Annotated in this window: 14 protein-coding genes; 7 read left to right on the top strand and 7 right to left on the bottom strand. The window is 62.2% G+C overall.

What is annotated here, in order from left to right; all coding sequences use genetic code 11:
- Positions 1-105: 105 nt before the first annotated feature.
- Positions 106-474, top strand: a complete 369-nt coding sequence (locus tag AC07Y2_RS26275) for a hypothetical protein (RefSeq protein WP_103387236.1) — start codon at positions 106-108, stop codon at positions 472-474.
- Here AC07Y2_RS26275 and AC07Y2_RS26270 read toward each other — a convergent pair.
- The 5 genes from AC07Y2_RS26270 to AC07Y2_RS26250 form a co-directional block, all read right to left on the bottom strand.
- Positions 465-1,901 carry a sigma-54-dependent transcriptional regulator gene (locus AC07Y2_RS26270; protein ID WP_064378923.1) on the bottom strand — a complete coding sequence of 479 codons (1,437 nt, stop codon included), beginning with the start codon at positions 1,899-1,901 and terminating at the stop codon, positions 465-467. The two genes, AC07Y2_RS26275 and AC07Y2_RS26270, sit on opposite strands and share 10 nt — an antisense overlap.
- The gene (locus AC07Y2_RS26265; protein WP_103387235.1) at positions 1,870-3,363 is read right to left on the bottom strand and encodes a sensor histidine kinase; all 1,494 of its coding nucleotides are present in this window, start codon (positions 3,361-3,363) and stop codon (positions 1,870-1,872) included. Before AC07Y2_RS26265 ends, AC07Y2_RS26270 begins: the two co-directional genes overlap by 32 nt.
- A 104-nt stretch (positions 3,364-3,467) precedes the next feature.
- The gene (locus AC07Y2_RS26260) at positions 3,468-4,538 is read right to left on the bottom strand and encodes an SCO family protein (RefSeq protein WP_239065542.1); all 1,071 of its coding nucleotides are present in this window, start codon (positions 4,536-4,538) and stop codon (positions 3,468-3,470) included.
- A 17-nt stretch (positions 4,539-4,555) separates the two neighbouring features.
- Positions 4,556-7,363 (bottom strand): multicopper oxidase domain-containing protein, encoded by a 2,808-nt coding sequence (locus AC07Y2_RS26255; RefSeq protein ID WP_103387233.1) that lies wholly within the window; start codon positions 7,361-7,363, stop codon positions 4,556-4,558.
- Between the two features lie 159 nt (positions 7,364-7,522).
- Complete coding sequence (locus AC07Y2_RS26250) at positions 7,523-8,971, bottom strand: sensor histidine kinase (RefSeq protein WP_103387232.1); 1,449 nt, start codon at positions 8,969-8,971, stop codon at positions 7,523-7,525.
- A gap of 318 nt (positions 8,972-9,289) precedes the next feature.
- Here AC07Y2_RS26250 and AC07Y2_RS26245 point away from each other — a divergent pair, with 318 nt between their 5' ends.
- From AC07Y2_RS26245 to AC07Y2_RS26220, 6 genes are all read left to right on the top strand, one after another.
- On the top strand, positions 9,290-10,636 hold the full coding sequence (locus AC07Y2_RS26245; protein WP_103387231.1) for a hypothetical protein: 1,347 nt from the start codon (positions 9,290-9,292) through the stop codon (positions 10,634-10,636).
- A 35-nt stretch (positions 10,637-10,671) separates the two neighbouring features.
- The gene (locus AC07Y2_RS26240) at positions 10,672-12,906 is read left to right on the top strand and encodes an Ig-like domain-containing protein (protein WP_103387230.1); all 2,235 of its coding nucleotides are present in this window, start codon (positions 10,672-10,674) and stop codon (positions 12,904-12,906) included.
- Positions 12,907-12,976: 70 nt separating this feature from the next.
- Positions 12,977-13,441, top strand: coding sequence for a curlin (locus AC07Y2_RS26235; protein WP_007956150.1), 465 nt, complete (start codon positions 12,977-12,979; stop codon positions 13,439-13,441).
- Between the two features lie 26 nt (positions 13,442-13,467).
- Positions 13,468-14,919, top strand: coding sequence for a curlin (locus AC07Y2_RS26230; RefSeq protein WP_103387229.1), 1,452 nt, complete (start codon positions 13,468-13,470; stop codon positions 14,917-14,919).
- A gap of 269 nt (positions 14,920-15,188) precedes the next feature.
- Positions 15,189-15,395, top strand: coding sequence for a type II toxin-antitoxin system RelB family antitoxin (relB, locus tag AC07Y2_RS26225; protein ID WP_103387228.1), 207 nt, complete (start codon positions 15,189-15,191; stop codon positions 15,393-15,395).
- On the top strand, positions 15,385-15,669 hold the full coding sequence (locus tag AC07Y2_RS26220) for a type II toxin-antitoxin system RelE/ParE family toxin (protein ID WP_080770598.1): 285 nt from the start codon (positions 15,385-15,387) through the stop codon (positions 15,667-15,669). The genes relB (AC07Y2_RS26225) and AC07Y2_RS26220 overlap by 11 nt, the downstream gene beginning before the upstream one ends.
- Before the next feature lie 140 nt (positions 15,670-15,809).
- On the opposite strand, the gene relB (AC07Y2_RS26215) is transcribed toward AC07Y2_RS26220, so the two are convergent.
- Complete coding sequence (gene relB / locus AC07Y2_RS26215) at positions 15,810-16,001, bottom strand: type II toxin-antitoxin system RelB family antitoxin (RefSeq protein ID WP_085667849.1); 192 nt, start codon at positions 15,999-16,001, stop codon at positions 15,810-15,812.
- Between the two features lie 72 nt (positions 16,002-16,073).
- Positions 16,074-16,394 (bottom strand): DUF6124 family protein (locus AC07Y2_RS26210; RefSeq protein WP_103387227.1); only part of this gene is annotated, 321 nt, incomplete at its 5' end.

Here is a 16,394-nt window from a genome sequence, read left to right as displayed (position 1 = left end):
ACAGGTTGTTGCGAACTTGTAAGCCGACAACGCCTGCACCAACGCCTGCAACGCGGGCAGCTATAGTTAATAGCCTTGGGGAAATCCGCTTCCACAGGTGCTGCCATGGGAATGTTCAATCGACTGCTGTTGTCCGCCTGTCTGCTCGCCGCCGCCCAGGCGCAGGCGCTGGACAGCAATTTCAACTACTACGGGGCGGACCAGCCCTTTGCCCACCCTGCTCCACCGTCGCTGTCGGCCCAGCCGCCTCGGCCGTTCGATGACACGCCGCCGCAGGACTTCATCGTCATCCCGGATCGCCACGTGTTCCATGACTCGCAGCTGCCGACCGTAGCCGATGCGACGGTGCGGGTGTTTATCCGCACCTACGATGCCGAGCGCGGCATTTACGTCAACGACGAAGTGCTGGACCCGACGTGCGTGCTCGAATGCCTGAGCCCGCCGAATCCAAGCAGCACCGCCGTTTACCACTGACGCTTGTCCGGGCGCGCCAGGCCGAGCTTTTCGATGCGGTAGCGCAGCATGTCGCGGCTCAGGCCCAGCAGGCGCGCCGATTTGGTGACGTTCCAGTCGGTCTTGTCGAGCATCTTGCGCACCATGTCGCGCTCGACTTCCGGCAGGTTCATCGATTCGGTGTTGCTCGCCGGGCGAGGTTCAAAGTGCGGGTGCTGCACCTCGTGCTGATGTTGCGGCGGCAACTCATCGCACAGGCTCATGCACACGTTCAGTTGATGCGCGGCGATGGTGTCGTTCGGCGCCAGCAGCACGGTCTGTTCAAGCATGTTGCGCAGCTCGCGCACGTTGCCCGGCCAGGTGTAACTGAGCAGCAGTTCTTCGGCCTGATCGCTGAAATGCAGGTTCGGTTTGCCATAGCGCTTGCCGTGGCTGGCGAGGAAGTGCCGGGCCAGAAGCAGGATGTCTTCGCCCCGGGCGTACAGACGCGGGACCTTGATCGAGATGATCCGCAGCCGGAAAAACAGATCACGGCGGAACTTGCCCTGCTGGACCATCTGCTCAAGGTTGCAATTGGTGGCGCTGATCACCCGCAGGTTGACCTTGCGCTCCTTCACCGAGCCGACCCGGCGAATGGTGCGATCCTCCAGCAGCTTCAGCAGCTTGGCCTGGAGCACCAGATCCATTTCACCGATTTCATCGAGAAACAGCGTGCCGCCATCAGCGGCTTCCACCAGCCCGACCCGGCGATCCTTGGCATCGGTGAACGCGCCTTTCTCGTGGCCGAACAATTCCGATTCCACCAGATTGGCCGGAATCGACGCGCAGTTGAATTCAATGAACGGGCCTTTGCTGCGCGCGCCGTCGAAATGCAGCGCACGGGCCACCAGTTCCTTGCCGGTACCGGTTTCGCCCTCCACCAGCACCGGCGGCAGATCGCCGTTGGTCATGCGCCGCTCGGCTTCGAGCAACTGACCGATGGTGTTCTTCAAATGCAGCATCGGCGCCGATTCGCCGATCAGCGCCTGTACGCCGGATTTCTGCGCCTCGCGCTCCTGGTAGAACGACAGCGTGCGCTCCATCCGTTCGGTGGCCAGGGCCTTGTCCAGCAGCAGTTTGAGTTCCGGCAGCGCAACCGGTTTGGTGACGTAATGAAAGGCGCCCTCCTTCATCGCGACCACCGCGTCTTCGACGTTGCCGTAACCGGTCATCATGATCACTTTCAGGTCCGGCGCGCTGATGCGCAGCTTCTGGATCAGATCGTGACCGCTCATGCCCGGCAGCGAGTTGTCGGTCAGGACGATGTCCGGCATGAAGCTTTCCAGCTGCCCCAGCGCGTCCTCGGCCGAGTGGCAGACCGTCACCTCGAAGTCTTTGCGCTCCAGGTAGGTCTGAATATTTTCGGCCAACAGTTCGTCATCCTCGACCAGCAGAATGCTGTGTTCCATATTCCCCTCCCGATGCCACTCTAAAGTTGAGACTGACGCGGGTTCCTTCCTGCTCGCGGCTGGTCAGCACGACCGAACCCTGAAACCGCTCCATGATTCTTTTGACCAGCGCCAGGCCGACCCCGAGGCCGCCCTGTTTGGTGGTGAAAAACGGTTTGAACACCTGTTGTTGCTGCTGCGCGCTCATGCCTTTGCCGGTGTCGCTCAGGGTCATGCGCACCTGACCGGACTGCGCCGTTTCAATCTCGACACTGAGTACGCCGCCTCTGGGCATCGCTTCCAGGGCGTTGGCAAACAGGCTATTGAGTATTTGCGTGAGCAGCACCTTTTGACTGACGACCGGCGGGCAACTTTGTGGAGTGAATCGCACTTCGACGCCATTGCGCCGGATCAGCGCGTCAAATGCTCCCAAGGTGTCCTCGACCGCCGCCAGCAGGTCCACCGCCTCGCCGTCATCACTCATCGGGCGCAACGACACCAGCAGCTCGCGCACCCAGCGCGACATGCGGTCAACCTGGCTGATGATGTCGCCGATGTTGCGCTGTGCCCCCGGGCTGGCGATTTCCTGGGCCAGCTCGGCACTGGAACGAATGGTCGCCAGCGGGTTGCGCAGGCTGTGGGCCACCGCCGAAGACATCTCGCCCAAAGCGACAAAGGTCTCGTTGCTGATCAGTTGCTGTTGCTGACTCTGCAACAGGCTCGAGGCGCGCCGCACGATCCAGAACAACCCGAGGTAAATCACCGCACCGCCGAGGATGGTCGCTGCCCAGATCGAGGCGAATCCACGGTCGATGCGGTCCACCAGATCCGCCGGTTCCTTGTAGATCTCGACCATGGCGATGACTTTGCTTTTGTCGGCGTTGAACATCGGGATGTAATTTTCGATGAACAGGTATTTGGGTTCGCGGGATAGCCGCTGCTCGGGTTTTTCATCGTCGATCTTGTGATAACTGGAAGACACCGGGACTTTCATCTCGAACGACTCATCCAGCTCGTCGTCGTCTTCAAACTTGACGTTGATCAGTTCGGGGTTGGTCGACCAGATGACCGTGCGGTCCAGGGCGTACACCGTGGCCAGCAGAACGTCCGGCAAGTGTTCGACATGATCGAGAAACTCGGCACGGGCCATTGCATGGGACAGCGGATCGACGTCGGGGTAGTTCCCGTCCTGGCGCGAGTCGAGCATCTCGCCCATGGTCCGCTGCGGCGTGATGTTGGCGTGGCGCATTTCCGCATCGCCGATGGCCTGCACGAATTGCGCGGTGAGCAGCGCGTCACGCTCCACGCTTTCGGTGACCACGAAACGCGTGGAGATGTAGCCCAGCCCCAGCGCCACGGCCGCGATGATGAAAAAACTCGCCAGCGAAAACCAGCGCAGCAGATTGAACTGCCCGCCCCAGCTCTTGATGGCCGCCAGCGCGAGGTTCGGTGCCGATGTTTTCTGTTCTTCCAGTCGTTGCATGGGGATGCCCTGGCGTTCTGGTATCGAGCCGGTTACAGCCGCCCTCTCGAATGAGTGTAGGTGGCAATGACCGTGACACACGGTTCAATGATGCTATTTAGCCGCTACTGCATACGACTCACCGTTTCGCTGGCAGAAGCCGGTTTTACTGGCGTCAATGCCCCGTCGGCCAAGGGCTGCACGGACGGATGCTGACGCTCGGTTTCGGCACTCAGAAAGTCGATGATCGACTGCGCCGAGGCCTCGTCCAGGCGCAGATTGGGCATCGGGATACGCTCGTATTGCTCGAACAGTTGCAGTGCAATCGGGTCTTTCTCCGCCAGCACCCGATCCGGTTCGCGGATCCAGCGATTGAGCCAGACCGCGTCACGCTGACGGGTCACGCCGATCAGGTCCGGGCCGATGTTGCGCATGCCGATGCCTTCGCCGTCCTGCGGGCCGAGGCTGTGGCACGAAGCGCAGCGGGTGCGGAACAGTTCTTCGCCATTGCTCGGCGGACGAATCTGCGGGGCGTCGGCGTAGCTTTCTTCGTTGCTGGCCTGTTTCCAGTTCTGCAAGGTGTTGGCGAGCTGGTCGGCGAGGATCCACGGGTTCTCGAACGGCGAGGCTTTCATCCAGCGCCCGGTGCTCTGGTTACCGACGATCAGGCTCAGGTTGTGATCCTTGGTCCGGCCGTTGTCGACGCCTTCGATGAACAGCCCGAGCTTCTTGCGCAGCTCGGTGACGTCTTCGAACTCGCCGGTGAGGAATTTCCAGCCAGGGCCGACCTTGAAGCGTTGCGCATAGGCCTTGAGCACTTCGGGGGTGTCGCTCAGCGGATCGATGGTGATCGAGTAGAAAAAGATGTCTTTCCCGACCCGGTCCCCCAGCAGTTTCTGCACCTGGCGCAGGCGCGCGGTTTCCAGCGGGCAGGAGTCGCTGCACGAGGTGAAGATGAAGTTGATCACCACCACCTTGTCTTTGATCAGGTCATCGAAAAACCGCACCTGCCGACCGTCCTGGTCGGTCAGCAGGATGTTGGGGAAATAGTCGCCACCCCACGGGGTGGCGGATTCACTGGCGCCGTCGGGCTGTGCCTGATGGGCGATGAGCACCTGGCTGCCGAGCAGGCAGGTGACCAGCACCAGAATCAGGTGCATGCCCAGGGCGCGGGAGCGCGGCGTTGGCTGGGTCATGTCGGCTCCCTCCCTTTTCATGGTTTCACGGTCACTTGCGGGCCGAAGCCGTCGCCGGTGCGGAAGGTTGGCAGCGCGGCGGAGTTGACGTAGCGCACACCATCCCAGCTCGGTAGCGGTGTCGGCATCAACTGCAGTTGCCCGGGTTTTTCCAGGTCCCAACGCAGCAGCATCGAGTTGTCCTCATGCTGGGTGTTGTGACAGTGCTCCATGTAAGTCCCGGCGAACTCGCGAAAGTTGATCGCCATTTCGACGCTGTCCAGCCCGTCGGCTTCGGAGCCGATGCGATAGACGTCCTTGCGCGCCCATTTTTCCCACTCAGGCGGGGCCTTGCCGCCACGGCTGAGGATGATCCCCTCCTCGAAGTGCACGTGTACCGGATGGCTCCAGCCCGTGCCACCGGCCTTGATGTTCCACACTTCCAGGGTGCCGATGCCGCTGACTCCGGCGTCGGTCGGGCCGCTGGCCAGTTTGGTCGAGGCATTCAACCGGCGCGGGTCCATATGGAAGCCGAAACCGCCATCGGTCTTGATCGTCCACGGCGCTTCATCGGTGCCGTCGGAGCGGCCGAAGATGAAGGTCCGGTGCAAGGCCTTGGCCAGCAGCGCCTTGTCGGCAGCGTTGTCACGGTGGATCTTCAGCGGAATCATCACCATGCCTTCGGCCTTGCCCGGTTTGGCTGGCTCATAAGCGGCCGGGTTCATCGACAGATCCTGGCCGGTATAAGCCTTGACGTTGAGTTGCAGGACCTTGCCTACCACCGGGTCGCCCCGGTCCCATTGCGGGCCCTTGCTGGTTTGCTTGATGACCGCCAGGTATTTCTCCGAAAGCACGTCGGCCAGCGGGATCACTTCTTTCGGGCCCTTGCCATCGTCCTGGGCTTGCAGGTTGACGAAGAACAGCTTGTCGCCCGGCTTGATGCCGTTTTTCGCGAAGTTGACGATGATGTCGAACCGCTCGGCGATGCCTTGGGTCGGCAGAATCGCGTTGTGGTTCTGTTTGTCGCCGTCGGCATCCAGGTCCATCGAGCCGTCGAACGGCACGCTGTGTTCCATGATGTTGCCGTCGTTGGCGATCATGTGGAACGGCACCCGGCTGTAGGACACACCGGAGTTTCTCGGCCCCTGGAATTCGCCGCCGGTGCCTTTGACTTCACGCACCAGCGCGAGCTTGAAGTAGCGCGACACCGAACCGTTGAGGAGGCGGAAGCGATAACTGCGCGCCCGCACGTCGAGGGTCGGTTTCCACTGCCAGTTGACCAGCACCTGATCGCCGATGAAGCCATCGGTGTTGAACGGGTTGAACCACAACTGGCCTTGCTGATCCCAGGCCTTGTCGGCGAACACCAGGTTGACGTCGTAGTCGCGGTTGCCCCACGGCAAGGCGCTACCGCTGGGGAAACGCAGGTTGACGCCGTCGTTCACCGATTCGTTGCCACGGTCCAGGGCGCTGTAGTAGTTCATCATCGCCGCGTTGCCCTTGTAGACGTTCTGCGCGGTGAAATCGAGCATGTGGTCGTGGAACCAGTGGGTGCTCATGGTTTCGCGCCAGTCGCCACGAATCTTGATGGTGCCGTGATCGCAGGTCTTTTTCGCAGGCTGCAGGTCGTTGACCCACAGGGTTTCCCCCGGTGCGCAGGGGAATGCGGCGCGTGGATCTTCAGCCTTGGTGTTGATGCTGTCGTAACCGGCGAGCTGGATCGGCCAGCGATAGTCGTAAAACTGGCCGGGGAAGAAGAACGCGTTGGCATAACCGTCGCTTTCCGCTGGCGCGTGGCCGTTGTGCTCATGGGTGGTGATGGTGTGCAGACCGAAACCGCGGTTGGCGGAAGGATCAATCGGCAAACCGTTGTAGTGCCGCATCAGCACCGGTTGGCCGTAGCGCACCATCAACAGTTTCGGCGGCAGCGTGCCGTCGAAAGTCCACACCGAGTTGTGGTCCTGCACCGGCATCGCCGGGTGGAACCGTGGGTCGACACCCTTGGCTGTGCCATCCGTCGCCGGCACGCCCGCGACGTTGTGGTACAGACCGCCGGGGCCGAACTCGCCCACCGCATAACCGTGCATCTGCCGACTGTCACGCAGGCCGCCGTTCAGACGCGCACCGGTCTGCACGGTCTTGTAGGCGACTTGCGGGTAGAACTCGTTCCAGCGCTGATGAGCCCAGCCTTTTCCCGGTGGCCGGCCTTCGGCGGAGGAACCGATGTGACGATTGAGGAACAGTTCGATCTGCGCCTGCCACGGGTTGCGGTCAACCACGTTGGCGTACTGGCTCGGAAATGGCGTGAGCCCCGGTTGACGCAAAAACGCATCCAGCGCCGTGCCGGGAGGCGCGCTGCGGGCGATGTTGTTCGGGTCTTGCGCCGGCGCCGGGCCGATGGCCGCTGGCGGGAAGCTCAACGGCGCGGCCGGTGTGGTCGGGTCGAGTTTTTCCGGGCCGAACTCTTCGAACAGCACCAGTTGCTGAGTGAACGGCTGGGCACCGTACAGCGGGCTCGGCTTGCCGTTGGTGGGGTAATTGAAACTGGTCTGGACGGTGGGCGGCAGGATGTTTTCCGTGCGCGTCGTGTCCCGCGTGCCTTTGACCCCGTCGGGCAGATCGAAGGAGTCCTGGTTGGCCTCGGGCATCGTCAGGATGGCGTTGAGGGCACCGGCGCGGTCTGCGGGCTCGTCGTAATACGCCGACGGGTCGGACGCTTCCGGCTGATTCTCGTCGTCGATCGGGCTCGCTCGAACCCCGGTCATCTGGCCGAGGGTCAACATCAGAAAGACGCTCAGTGGCGTCAACAGGAAGAGTTTTTTGGGGTCATGCGTTGCTCTGTCCATCACCAGCCGCCTCATCTAAGGAAGGGGTGATGGTGTTTTGCAATTACCTCGCCAAAAAATCATTTCCAGTTGTAACAGGTACTTGGACGCGCTGTTGCATTCCCCACTCCCCGGTGACCGGGGCCTGACACCCACTGCTGGGGGAAAGTTCACCCCAATTTACTGAATGAGCTGAAACGCCAGACGAACGGTGGTGCCCTCGCCTTCGCGGCTGTCCAGGCTCACGCCGCCGCCGAAGCGTTCCATGATCCGTTTGACCAGCACCAGGCCCACGCCGAGGCCGCCCTGCTTGGTGGTGAAGAATGGCCGGAACGCCATGCTGCGCTGTTCCTCGTTCATGCCTTTGCCGGTGTCGCTGAGCATGACGCTCACGCCACGGCTGTCGCTCGGTTCGAGGGTGATGGTCAGCGTGCCGCCCTTGTCCATCGCCTCCAGTGCATTGGCCAGCAGGCTGTTGAGGATTTGCGTGAGCTGCACCGGCTGGCTCAGCACCATCGGCGTCTGCTGAGGTTGAAACACCACCTGCACGCCGGCCCTGGCGATCTGCTGCTCGAACGCCATCAGGCTGTCGTGCAGCGCCGCCACCAGGTTCACCGGTTCCGGGTCGTCATTGAGCGGTCGCAACGATTGCAGCAGTTCTCGCACCCACTTCGACATGCGGTCGACCTGGCCGATGATGTCCTTGATGTTCTTCTGTGCCGGCCCGGCGTCGAACTCCAGCGCCAGCTCGGCGCTCGAGCGAATGGTCGCCAGCGGATTGCGCAGACTGTGGGCTACCGCCGAGGACATCTCGCCCAGCGCGACAAAGGTTTCGTTGGCGATCAATTGTTTTTGCTGGGCCGCCAGCAGAATCGCCGCCCGCCGCACGATCCAGTACAGCCCCAGGTAAATCAGCCCGCCGCCCAGCGCGGTGGCCAGCCAGATCAGCGTCAGGCCGCGCTCCATGCGGGCGATCAGGTCCTTTGGCTCTTTATAAATCTCGACCATCGCGGTGACGTTCTTGCCCTCGGCGTCGAACAGCGGGATGTAGTTTTCGATGAAGATGTATTCCGGCGGTACTACGAACTTTTGTTCTTCACGGCCCTTGTCTACGTTGTGGTAACTCGCCGACACCGGGATCCTTTGATCGAACGCCCGGTCGAGGTCTTCGTCGGCATGAATCCGGGTGTTGACCAGCGCGGGATTGGTCGACCAGATCACGGTACGATCCGGCGCATAAACGTTGGCGAGGATCACGTCCGGCAAATGCTCGATGTGATCAAGAAACTCGCCTCTGGCGCTGGATCGGGCCTGCGGGTCGACATCGGGAAAATCGTTGTCCTGACGAGGGTCGAGCAACTCCCCCATGGTGCGGATATTGGGAATCGAGACGTGGCGCACTTCCGCCGACGCAATCGCCTGAATGAACTGCGCGGTCAGCAGGGCATCGCGCTGCACGCTTTCTTCGATCACGAACCGTGTCGACACCGCCCCGAGCGCCACGGCCACGGTGCCGATCACCGCCATGCTGATCAATGAAAACCAGCGCAACAGGTTGAACGGCTGCTTGCGCGAGTTCAGCCGCTGGCTGCCCTCCTCGACCGGTAGCGTTTTTGACTGCATGTTCATGGCGGCGACTTCCCGAAACGTCCCTATAGGGTTATAGCCCACGGTTGGGTGTTTGCCCGGATGCGGGGGGTGAACGGCCCCACACTCAGCCGATTTCCCGGTCAGGCGAAAACCGCCAGGCGTTCATGCCCCCACAATCCCCAATCCTGGGGACAGTCGCCCTATCCGGGCGTGCGTCCTTTTCCCCCACGACGAGCCTCGAACCCTTGCGCCACGGGCCTTTGCCGCCGGTTGGCCGGTCGTTGGTATGGAAGTTGTAAAGCCCTCAGCAACTGACCCAACCCCACGGGGCAGGTACTTCGATAGAGGGATTAACTCATGCACCCTTTACTGTCCAAAACCGCGACCGTCCTGGTCGTGAGCGCCTTGGCCCAGGGCATTGCCCAGGCCGCTCTGTTCGCCGTCGATCCGGGTCCCTACACACCGGCCAATGGCGGTTTCGCCAGCTGGTATCAGGACACCCACGGTCGCACCCTGGATCTGTGCCTGTCCAAAGCACTCAGCTCCCGCGTGCCGAGCACCCCGGGCGCCCCGTCTTACATGTGCTCGCTGCTGCCGACCCCCGGCGTGTTCGATGACACGCAACCGCTCGTATTCCCCACCAACTTCCCCGATGAAGCCTTCTGGTTCACTGGCGATACCTCCATCGTCGATGCGGCACGCGGCATCAATCTGACTTACGTCAGCGCCGTCGAGGCTGCCTTTGCCGCCGGCGATCCGGTGGAGGGCGACCAGATCAGCTTCGCGCGGATCCGCATCCGAGTCGATGTGCCCACCGCCGGCACCTACGTCATCACCCACCCGTACGGCGTCGATGTGTTCACTGTCGACACCCCCGGTCGCCGCGCGATCAACATGACCCGCGACATCGGCATCGGCACTCCGCAAACCTATGACGGCGCGCTCAAGGGCGACATCGGTCCGTTCCTGCGCAGCGTCAACGGGCCCTACACCGAGACCAATCCTTTGACCGGTGCGGCCGAGCAGTTCGTGGGCGATCCGAACCTCAATGAGGCCGTAACCGGCAGCCCGTTCAACACCAACTTCGTACGCATCGAAGGCCCCGGTGGCATCGACCTGCGCAGCACGACTTTCGCCGTGTCCGGCAAGTTGTCGACAGTGGTGCGGCCAACGCCTCTGATCACCGAGCGCAGCACCTACTCGCGCAAGCCCGGTGAAAGCGCACCAGTGGCCCAACAAGACGTGTTCGTCAAAGCCCCGCCCGCGCCGGGCACCGCCGCCATCACCAGCAGCACGCCCGTGGTGAACATGACAGAAGCCGACAGCACCGGCAGCTGGTACGCGCAATCGGCGGTCAACCCGACCTTGCCGGCCGTGTTGCAAGTGACCGCCGACAACCACCTGGCGATCGCCACCAGTTCGCCGACCACCCTGCCCATGAACCTGACCGACCTGGTGGTGATCCAGCGCGCCGAGTACAGCCTTACTTCCGGGCAATTGACCGTGGTGGCCTCGACCAGTGACGAAACCTCGCCACCGGTGCTCACCGCCACCTCCGGCACCGGCGCCACCATCGGTGCGCTGGGCGGTGATGGCGCGGTGAAAACCCTGGCCACCGGGATCACGCCGATTCCACCGGCCAAGGTTCGGGTGACGTCGTCCAACGGCGGCAGCGATACCGAAGAAGTGGTCATCGTGCAATGAACGCTCACATGCCCAGATCCGCATCAGGAGGCATCATGAACAAGTGGCCACGCTTCGCGCTCAACGCGCTCGGGCTGACAATCTCGCTGACCGGCAGTGCGTTCGCGCAACTGGCCGCCGTCGATCCCGGCCCCTACACCTTCGCCACCGGGAAATTCCCGATGTGGTACCAGGACAACAATCAACTGTCGATGGAGCTTTGCCAGTCGCGCGCCGCCAGTTCCCGGGTGCCGGCCAGCACCCCGCCGGCGTACATGTGCACCCTGCTGCCGGAACCGGGCGTGTTCGATGACAGCCTGCCGATGGTGTTCCCCGACAACTGGCCACCGGAAGCTTTCTGGTTCCTGGCTGAAACCGCGATTCCCAACAACGGTGCAGGTTTCGGTGTGGACGCCTACGTCGCAGGCATCGAAGCGGCGTTCGCCTCGGAAAATCCGGTCGATGGCGATCAGCAAAGCTTCGCGCGGATCCGCATCCGGGTGAACGTCCCGGTGGCCGGCACCTACACCATCACCCACCCGTACGGCGTTGAAACCGTCAACGTCACCACACCGGGCCGGCGGGCGATCAACATCACCAGAGACATCGGCATCGGCGCGCCGGGCAACTTCAGCGGAGCGCTCAACGGCGCCATCGGCCCATTCCTGCGCAGCATCAACGGGCCGTATACCGAAGTGAACCCGGACACCGGCGGCGTCGAAACCTTCGTCGGCGACCCGAATCTCACCGAAGCGGTCACCGGCAGCCCGTTCAACACCAACTTCCTGCGGATCGATGGTCCGTCGGGCGCCGGCTCGATTCAGACCAACCTGTTCACCGTCGCCGGCAAGGTCCTCGACAATCGTCAGCAAACCCAAGTCGCCATCGACCGCGCCACCTATCGCCGGACCTCGGCCGGTGTGCGCGCCGAGGTGTTCGCCAAGGCTGACAGCAGCTCGACCCTGTGCTTCCGCGAAACCGTGGCGCTGCTGCCCGGCCCGCCGCCGACGCCGTGCCAGACCAGTCTGCTGGGTGACAACAACGGGCTGTTCTTCGGCCAGCGCCTGGGCACCGGCACCCTGCCGTCGGTGGTGGTCGTGACCGCCACCAACCCGGCCGGCACCACCCGGCCGACTGCCGTCTCGGCCAAGCTCACCGACGTGGTGAAAATCCAGACCGCCCGCTACAGCTGGGCCAACCACAGCCTGCTGATCGAAGCCACTTCGACCGATGAAGTCGCGGTGCCGGACATGGTTGCCCAGGGCTACGGACGCCTGTCGAAAACCGGCACGCTGCAAAAAATCACCGTGGCCGACCTGACCCAGCCTCCGGCCACCGTCACGGTCAAGTCCGCCGCCGGCGGCAGCGATACCGAGCCAGTCGTGGTGGTCGGTGCAGCACCGGACACCGGTGAGAACCAGGCGCCACTGGCCAACGCCGACACCGGCAGCACCAGCTTCGGCGTGCCGATCACCCTCAGCCTGTTGACCAACGACAGCGACCCGGACAACAACGTGCCGCTGACGATCACCGCGTTGACTCAACCGGCCGCCGGCCAGGGCACCGTCGCGCTGAGCGGCACCACCTCGGTGGTCTACACCCCGCCAGCCGTGGTCAATACTCCGCTGACCACCACCTTCACCTACAAGGCCCAGGACAACAAAGGCCTGGCCTCGGCCAACCCGGCGACCGTGACGGTGACCGTCGCGCCTAACCGGCCACCGACCGCCGTCGCTGACAGCGTCGCCACGCTGGGTGTCGCGATCCCGATCAACGTCCTGGCCAACGACACCGATCCGGAAGGCAACACGCCGCTGGGCGTCGCCAGCCTGACCCAACCGCCGGCAGGACGTGGCACGGTCAGCACCGACGGCACGGTGATCACCTACACCCCACCGGCCACCGTGACCACGGCCTTCACCACGACCTTCACCTACATCGCCCGGGACAGCTTCAACGCCCAGTCGACGCCGGCGACCGTCACGGTGCAAGTGTCGCCACGGCCAGCGGCGGAAACCTTCACGGTCACCACCTCGACCGTGCAGGCCCGTTCCGGCGGCCGCTTCAACTGGGACTTCGCCGGCACCTCGTCGGTGACCACCGGCAACACCATCACCGTGCAGGTCACCACCCCGACCGGGCTGGTAACGCTGGGCACCACCACGGTACCGGTGACCGGACGCTGGCGGCTGACGCTGAACAACACGCTGGTCGTGCCATCAGCCAACCCGACCGCCACCATCCGCTCGTCCCAGGGCACCGTTCGCACCGTCTCGGTGAACACGCTGTGAGTCAACGCCCCGCCTGCTTTCGGGCCGGCGGGGCAACGCTCAACGGTTAACGCCCCACAGGAAATTTGCCATGAACACGCCGACCGCCGCCCTGCTTTGCCTGCTCGCCCTGTGCGTCAGTGCGGGCGTGCGCGCCGACGACCTGATGGAAAACGATGACCTGGCGCCCAACAGCGCCGATCTCGGCGAACTGCCGCCCCCCGTGGGCCAGCAAGCCCTGATCGACCAGAACGGCCAGGTCAACCTCGCCCTGCTCTCGCAGAACGGTCAGTCGCTGCTGGGCAAGATCGTGCAGTCGGGCAGCAATCAGGAGGCGTACATCCTGCAACAAGGCAGCGACCTGATGGCCCTGATCACGCAAAACGGCTCCGGCAACGCCGCGTCCATCACACAAACCGGCAGCCACAACCGCGCGCAGATTTCGCAAAACGGCAACAACAACGACGCCAGCATCGAGCAGGCCGGCACGGGGCTGCAAAGCGCCGTGACCCAGTCGGGCAACGGCATGAGCGTTTCGGTCAAGCAATATCGCTAAGCACTGCAATCATCGGAGAGTTCATCATGTTCAAACTGACGCCCCTCACCGCCGCCATCCTGGTCATGATCAGTGCCCAGGCCATGGCCGACGACAGCCTTTCCACCCAGAGCCAGTTCGGTACGGCCAACATCGCTGATGTGAAGCAGACCCAGGCCCCGTTCAGCACCGCGACCCAGACCCAACTGGGCCAGGGTAACAACGCCGCCGCCGTGCAGGACACCGCCACCAGCGTCATTACCCAGGACGCGGTCGGCGACTACAACGCCGGTTACGCCGAACAGTTGTTCGAAGACAACAGCACCATCACCCAACAACAGACCGGTGCCTTCAACACCGCCCACGCCAGCCAGTCTCTCGGCTTCGGCGCCGGCAACCAGGCCCTGCAACAACAGCAAGGCACCGGCAATTTCTCGTTCGTCTACCAGGACTCGCAGAACGGCAGCGAAGGCAAGACCTTCCAGTTCGGCGACAGCAACGAAGCCAACATCGAGCAACTTTACGAAGGCACCGGCAACAGCTCGGTGATCACCCAGTACGGCACCGCCAACTACGGCACCGCCGAACAAGTGCTGCACAACGGCGGCCAGATCGGCATCAACCAGGCCGGCGAAGGCAACTACGCCTACGGCGACCAGCGCAACGGCACCGGCGGCAACATCACCATCAACCAGTTCGGCAACCTCAACGGCACCGAAATCTGGCAAGACTCGCAACTGGCCAGCCAGGCCACCGTCAACCAGTACGGCGACAGCAACGAAACCGTGGTCGACCAAAGCTTCGGCGAAAACAACACCGCCGCCGTCACCCAGGTCGGCAACACCAACGCCATCTATGCCGACCAGTTCGAATCGGTCAACTCGACGCTGGCGCTGTACCAGGTCGGCAACGGCAACGTGCACTTCACCTACCAGAACGGCGACAGCCACACCCTCAACGCCACCTCGGTGGGTAACGACAACAAGGTCTACGCCAGCAACTGGAAAGGCCCGCAACATGGCGGCCAGTTCGGCAGCAACCAGCGCGCCACGGTCAATCAGACCGGCAACGGCAACATCGCCAGCTTCACCCAGGACGGCATCGGCCAGATCATGACCACCAATCAGACCGGCACTGGCAACAAAACCACGGTCAGCCAGGCTGATTCCTACAACGAGCTGTACTTCGATCAAAACGGCAGCGACAACATCCTCATCGCCGACCAACGCGGCACCACCAACCTGGTTCAGGGCTCGTCGAACGGCTCGGGCAACAGCGCCGAATTCGATCAATCCGGCACCGGCAACCAGGCCTACACCGCGCAGCTGTATGGCAGCGACAACATGATCACCGTCAAACAGGCTGACACCATGAACGTGGCGTACGTGACCCAGGGCGGGACCGGGAACATTGCCAATGTGGATCAGAGCGGGATGACGCAGACCGCGACCATTCAGCAGTTTGGGTCGGCTAACCAGGCGACGGTTTTGCAGCAGTAAGGGTTGGGTGTTGGAAAACCGCGACCTGTTGAGGGTCGCGGTTTTTTTGCGCTGACGCTTGAGTGGCGTCCTACGGAAAACGGAACGTTTTCAGAAATTCGAGGAGTTTTCTGACGAATTCTGGCGGTTGGCCGTCGGAAGTGCAGGCTCTAGGATTTGCCGGGACAACTTGATCCCCATGGAGCTTGGCCTACATGCAATTCATCCAGACAGCGACGACAGCGATACCGTTACCGAATAGACTTCCAGGCACCCAACCCGGAGGTTCCATGATTGACCCGTCTTTGATCGACCCACTGTGCCCGGTTGTTTCGGATCTTGGTCCTGAGGAGCAGGCTGCGAGTTATGACCGTTGGTTTCGGGCCGAAGTACAGGCCTCTCTCGATGATCCGCGTCCGAGTATTCCCCATGAGCAAGTGATGGCGGAAATAAACGCCTTGATGGAATCAATGCGCAAAAGCGCTGATGCAGATTAAGTGGCGACCCAAGGCTCGGGTCGAACTCTCGAAAATACTGAAGTACATTGGCGAGCGAAATTTTGTAGCGGCGACAGCACTTCACAAGTCAGTCGTAAAAACTACATCTGCGCTTCCTTGGCATCCACACCTATATCGCAAAGGTCGCTCTCCCGGCACTCGGGAGATTGTGGTAAGCCCGAACTATCTCGTCGTTTATCAAGTGGCGGACCGAATTGAGATTGTGAGCATCTTGCATGCGCGTCAGGAATACCCTCGACGCGACCCCAGTTAAGATCCCGTCCTCGTCTCAACACCCAAAACCGTGCTTCCCATGGAGGTACGGTTTTTTTGTATCTCAGTACTCAGCTAATTGAGATGAAACATGCGATTTATAGCGGCTCGAGCCTTCTTGCCGTCTGCAACGCAAAGCACTTACCTAGCCTCATGCTTTCTTCGTTTGTCCTCCATCAGGGCCGACATTTCAGCCATCACCTGTTCATTCGGAATGCTGGGTCGTGGGTCATCGATTGAAGCCTGTATTTTGGCAATCAACCAGCGGTCGTAGCTGGCGGCCTGCTCTTCGCTTTCGAAGTCTGAAACGATTGTGGAGATCAGGGGATCCATGGTGACTCCGGTTTGAATGTGAAAAACGCGACCCATTGCTGGGTCGCGTTTTTTTATTGGGGATGTGCTGGATCAGCCCTTCAGTTCGACGTGATCCAAGGCCTGATTCACGGCCAGTTCACCCAGCATGAGGATCTGCGCGATGCCCAGGGCGGTCTTGCGGTGGGTGGGGTCGAGGGTGGCGGCGAAGTTGTTGAGCATTTCGCTGGCCGAGCCCAGGGATTCGCTGGCGTTGGCGAGCAGGGATTCGGTGTTGTAGGCCGGGTTGGCGAGGTACATCGGGGCGGGTTCGTTGACGCTGCCCATGATGTGGGCGCCGGGGCAGAGGTAATGATCGAGGGCGCGTTCGGCGGCTTCGTGGAGTTTTCTGGAGGTGGTGGAGGTGTATGGGGA

Source organism: Pseudomonas sp. GW456-12-1-14-TSB6, from assembly GCF_059424205.1.
Note: the sequence above shows the minus strand (reverse complement) of the source record. Positions and strands in the feature narration are given on the sequence as shown.

What these genes read in the sequence shown, in the direction of transcription:
- relB (WP_085667849.1), bottom strand. Translation starts at nt 16,001, where the DNA reads ATGGATCCCCTGATCTCCACAATCGTTTCAGACTTCGAAAGCGAAGAG.
- AC07Y2_RS26230 (WP_103387229.1), top strand. Translation starts at nt 13,468, where the DNA reads ATGTTCAAACTGACGCCCCTCACCGCCGCCATCCTGGTCATGATCAGT.
- AC07Y2_RS26255 (WP_103387233.1), bottom strand. Translation starts at nt 7,363, where the DNA reads ATGGACAGAGCAACGCATGACCCCAAAAAACTCTTCCTGTTGACGCCA.
- relB (WP_103387228.1), top strand. Translation starts at nt 15,189, where the DNA reads ATGATTGACCCGTCTTTGATCGACCCACTGTGCCCGGTTGTTTCGGAT.
- AC07Y2_RS26245 (WP_103387231.1), top strand. Translation starts at nt 9,290, where the DNA reads ATGCACCCTTTACTGTCCAAAACCGCGACCGTCCTGGTCGTGAGCGCC.
- AC07Y2_RS26235 (WP_007956150.1), top strand. Translation starts at nt 12,977, where the DNA reads ATGAACACGCCGACCGCCGCCCTGCTTTGCCTGCTCGCCCTGTGCGTC.
- AC07Y2_RS26250 (WP_103387232.1), bottom strand. Translation starts at nt 8,971, where the DNA reads ATGAACATGCAGTCAAAAACGCTACCGGTCGAGGAGGGCAGCCAGCGG.
- AC07Y2_RS26260 (WP_239065542.1), bottom strand. Translation starts at nt 4,538, where the DNA reads ATGACCCAGCCAACGCCGCGCTCCCGCGCCCTGGGCATGCACCTGATT.
- AC07Y2_RS26275 (WP_103387236.1), top strand. Translation starts at nt 106, where the DNA reads ATGGGAATGTTCAATCGACTGCTGTTGTCCGCCTGTCTGCTCGCCGCC.
- AC07Y2_RS26240 (WP_103387230.1), top strand. Translation starts at nt 10,672, where the DNA reads ATGAACAAGTGGCCACGCTTCGCGCTCAACGCGCTCGGGCTGACAATC.
- AC07Y2_RS26270 (WP_064378923.1), bottom strand. Translation starts at nt 1,901, where the DNA reads ATGGAACACAGCATTCTGCTGGTCGAGGATGACGAACTGTTGGCCGAA.
- AC07Y2_RS26265 (WP_103387235.1), bottom strand. Translation starts at nt 3,363, where the DNA reads ATGCAACGACTGGAAGAACAGAAAACATCGGCACCGAACCTCGCGCTG.
- AC07Y2_RS26220 (WP_080770598.1), top strand. Translation starts at nt 15,385, where the DNA reads ATGCAGATTAAGTGGCGACCCAAGGCTCGGGTCGAACTCTCGAAAATA.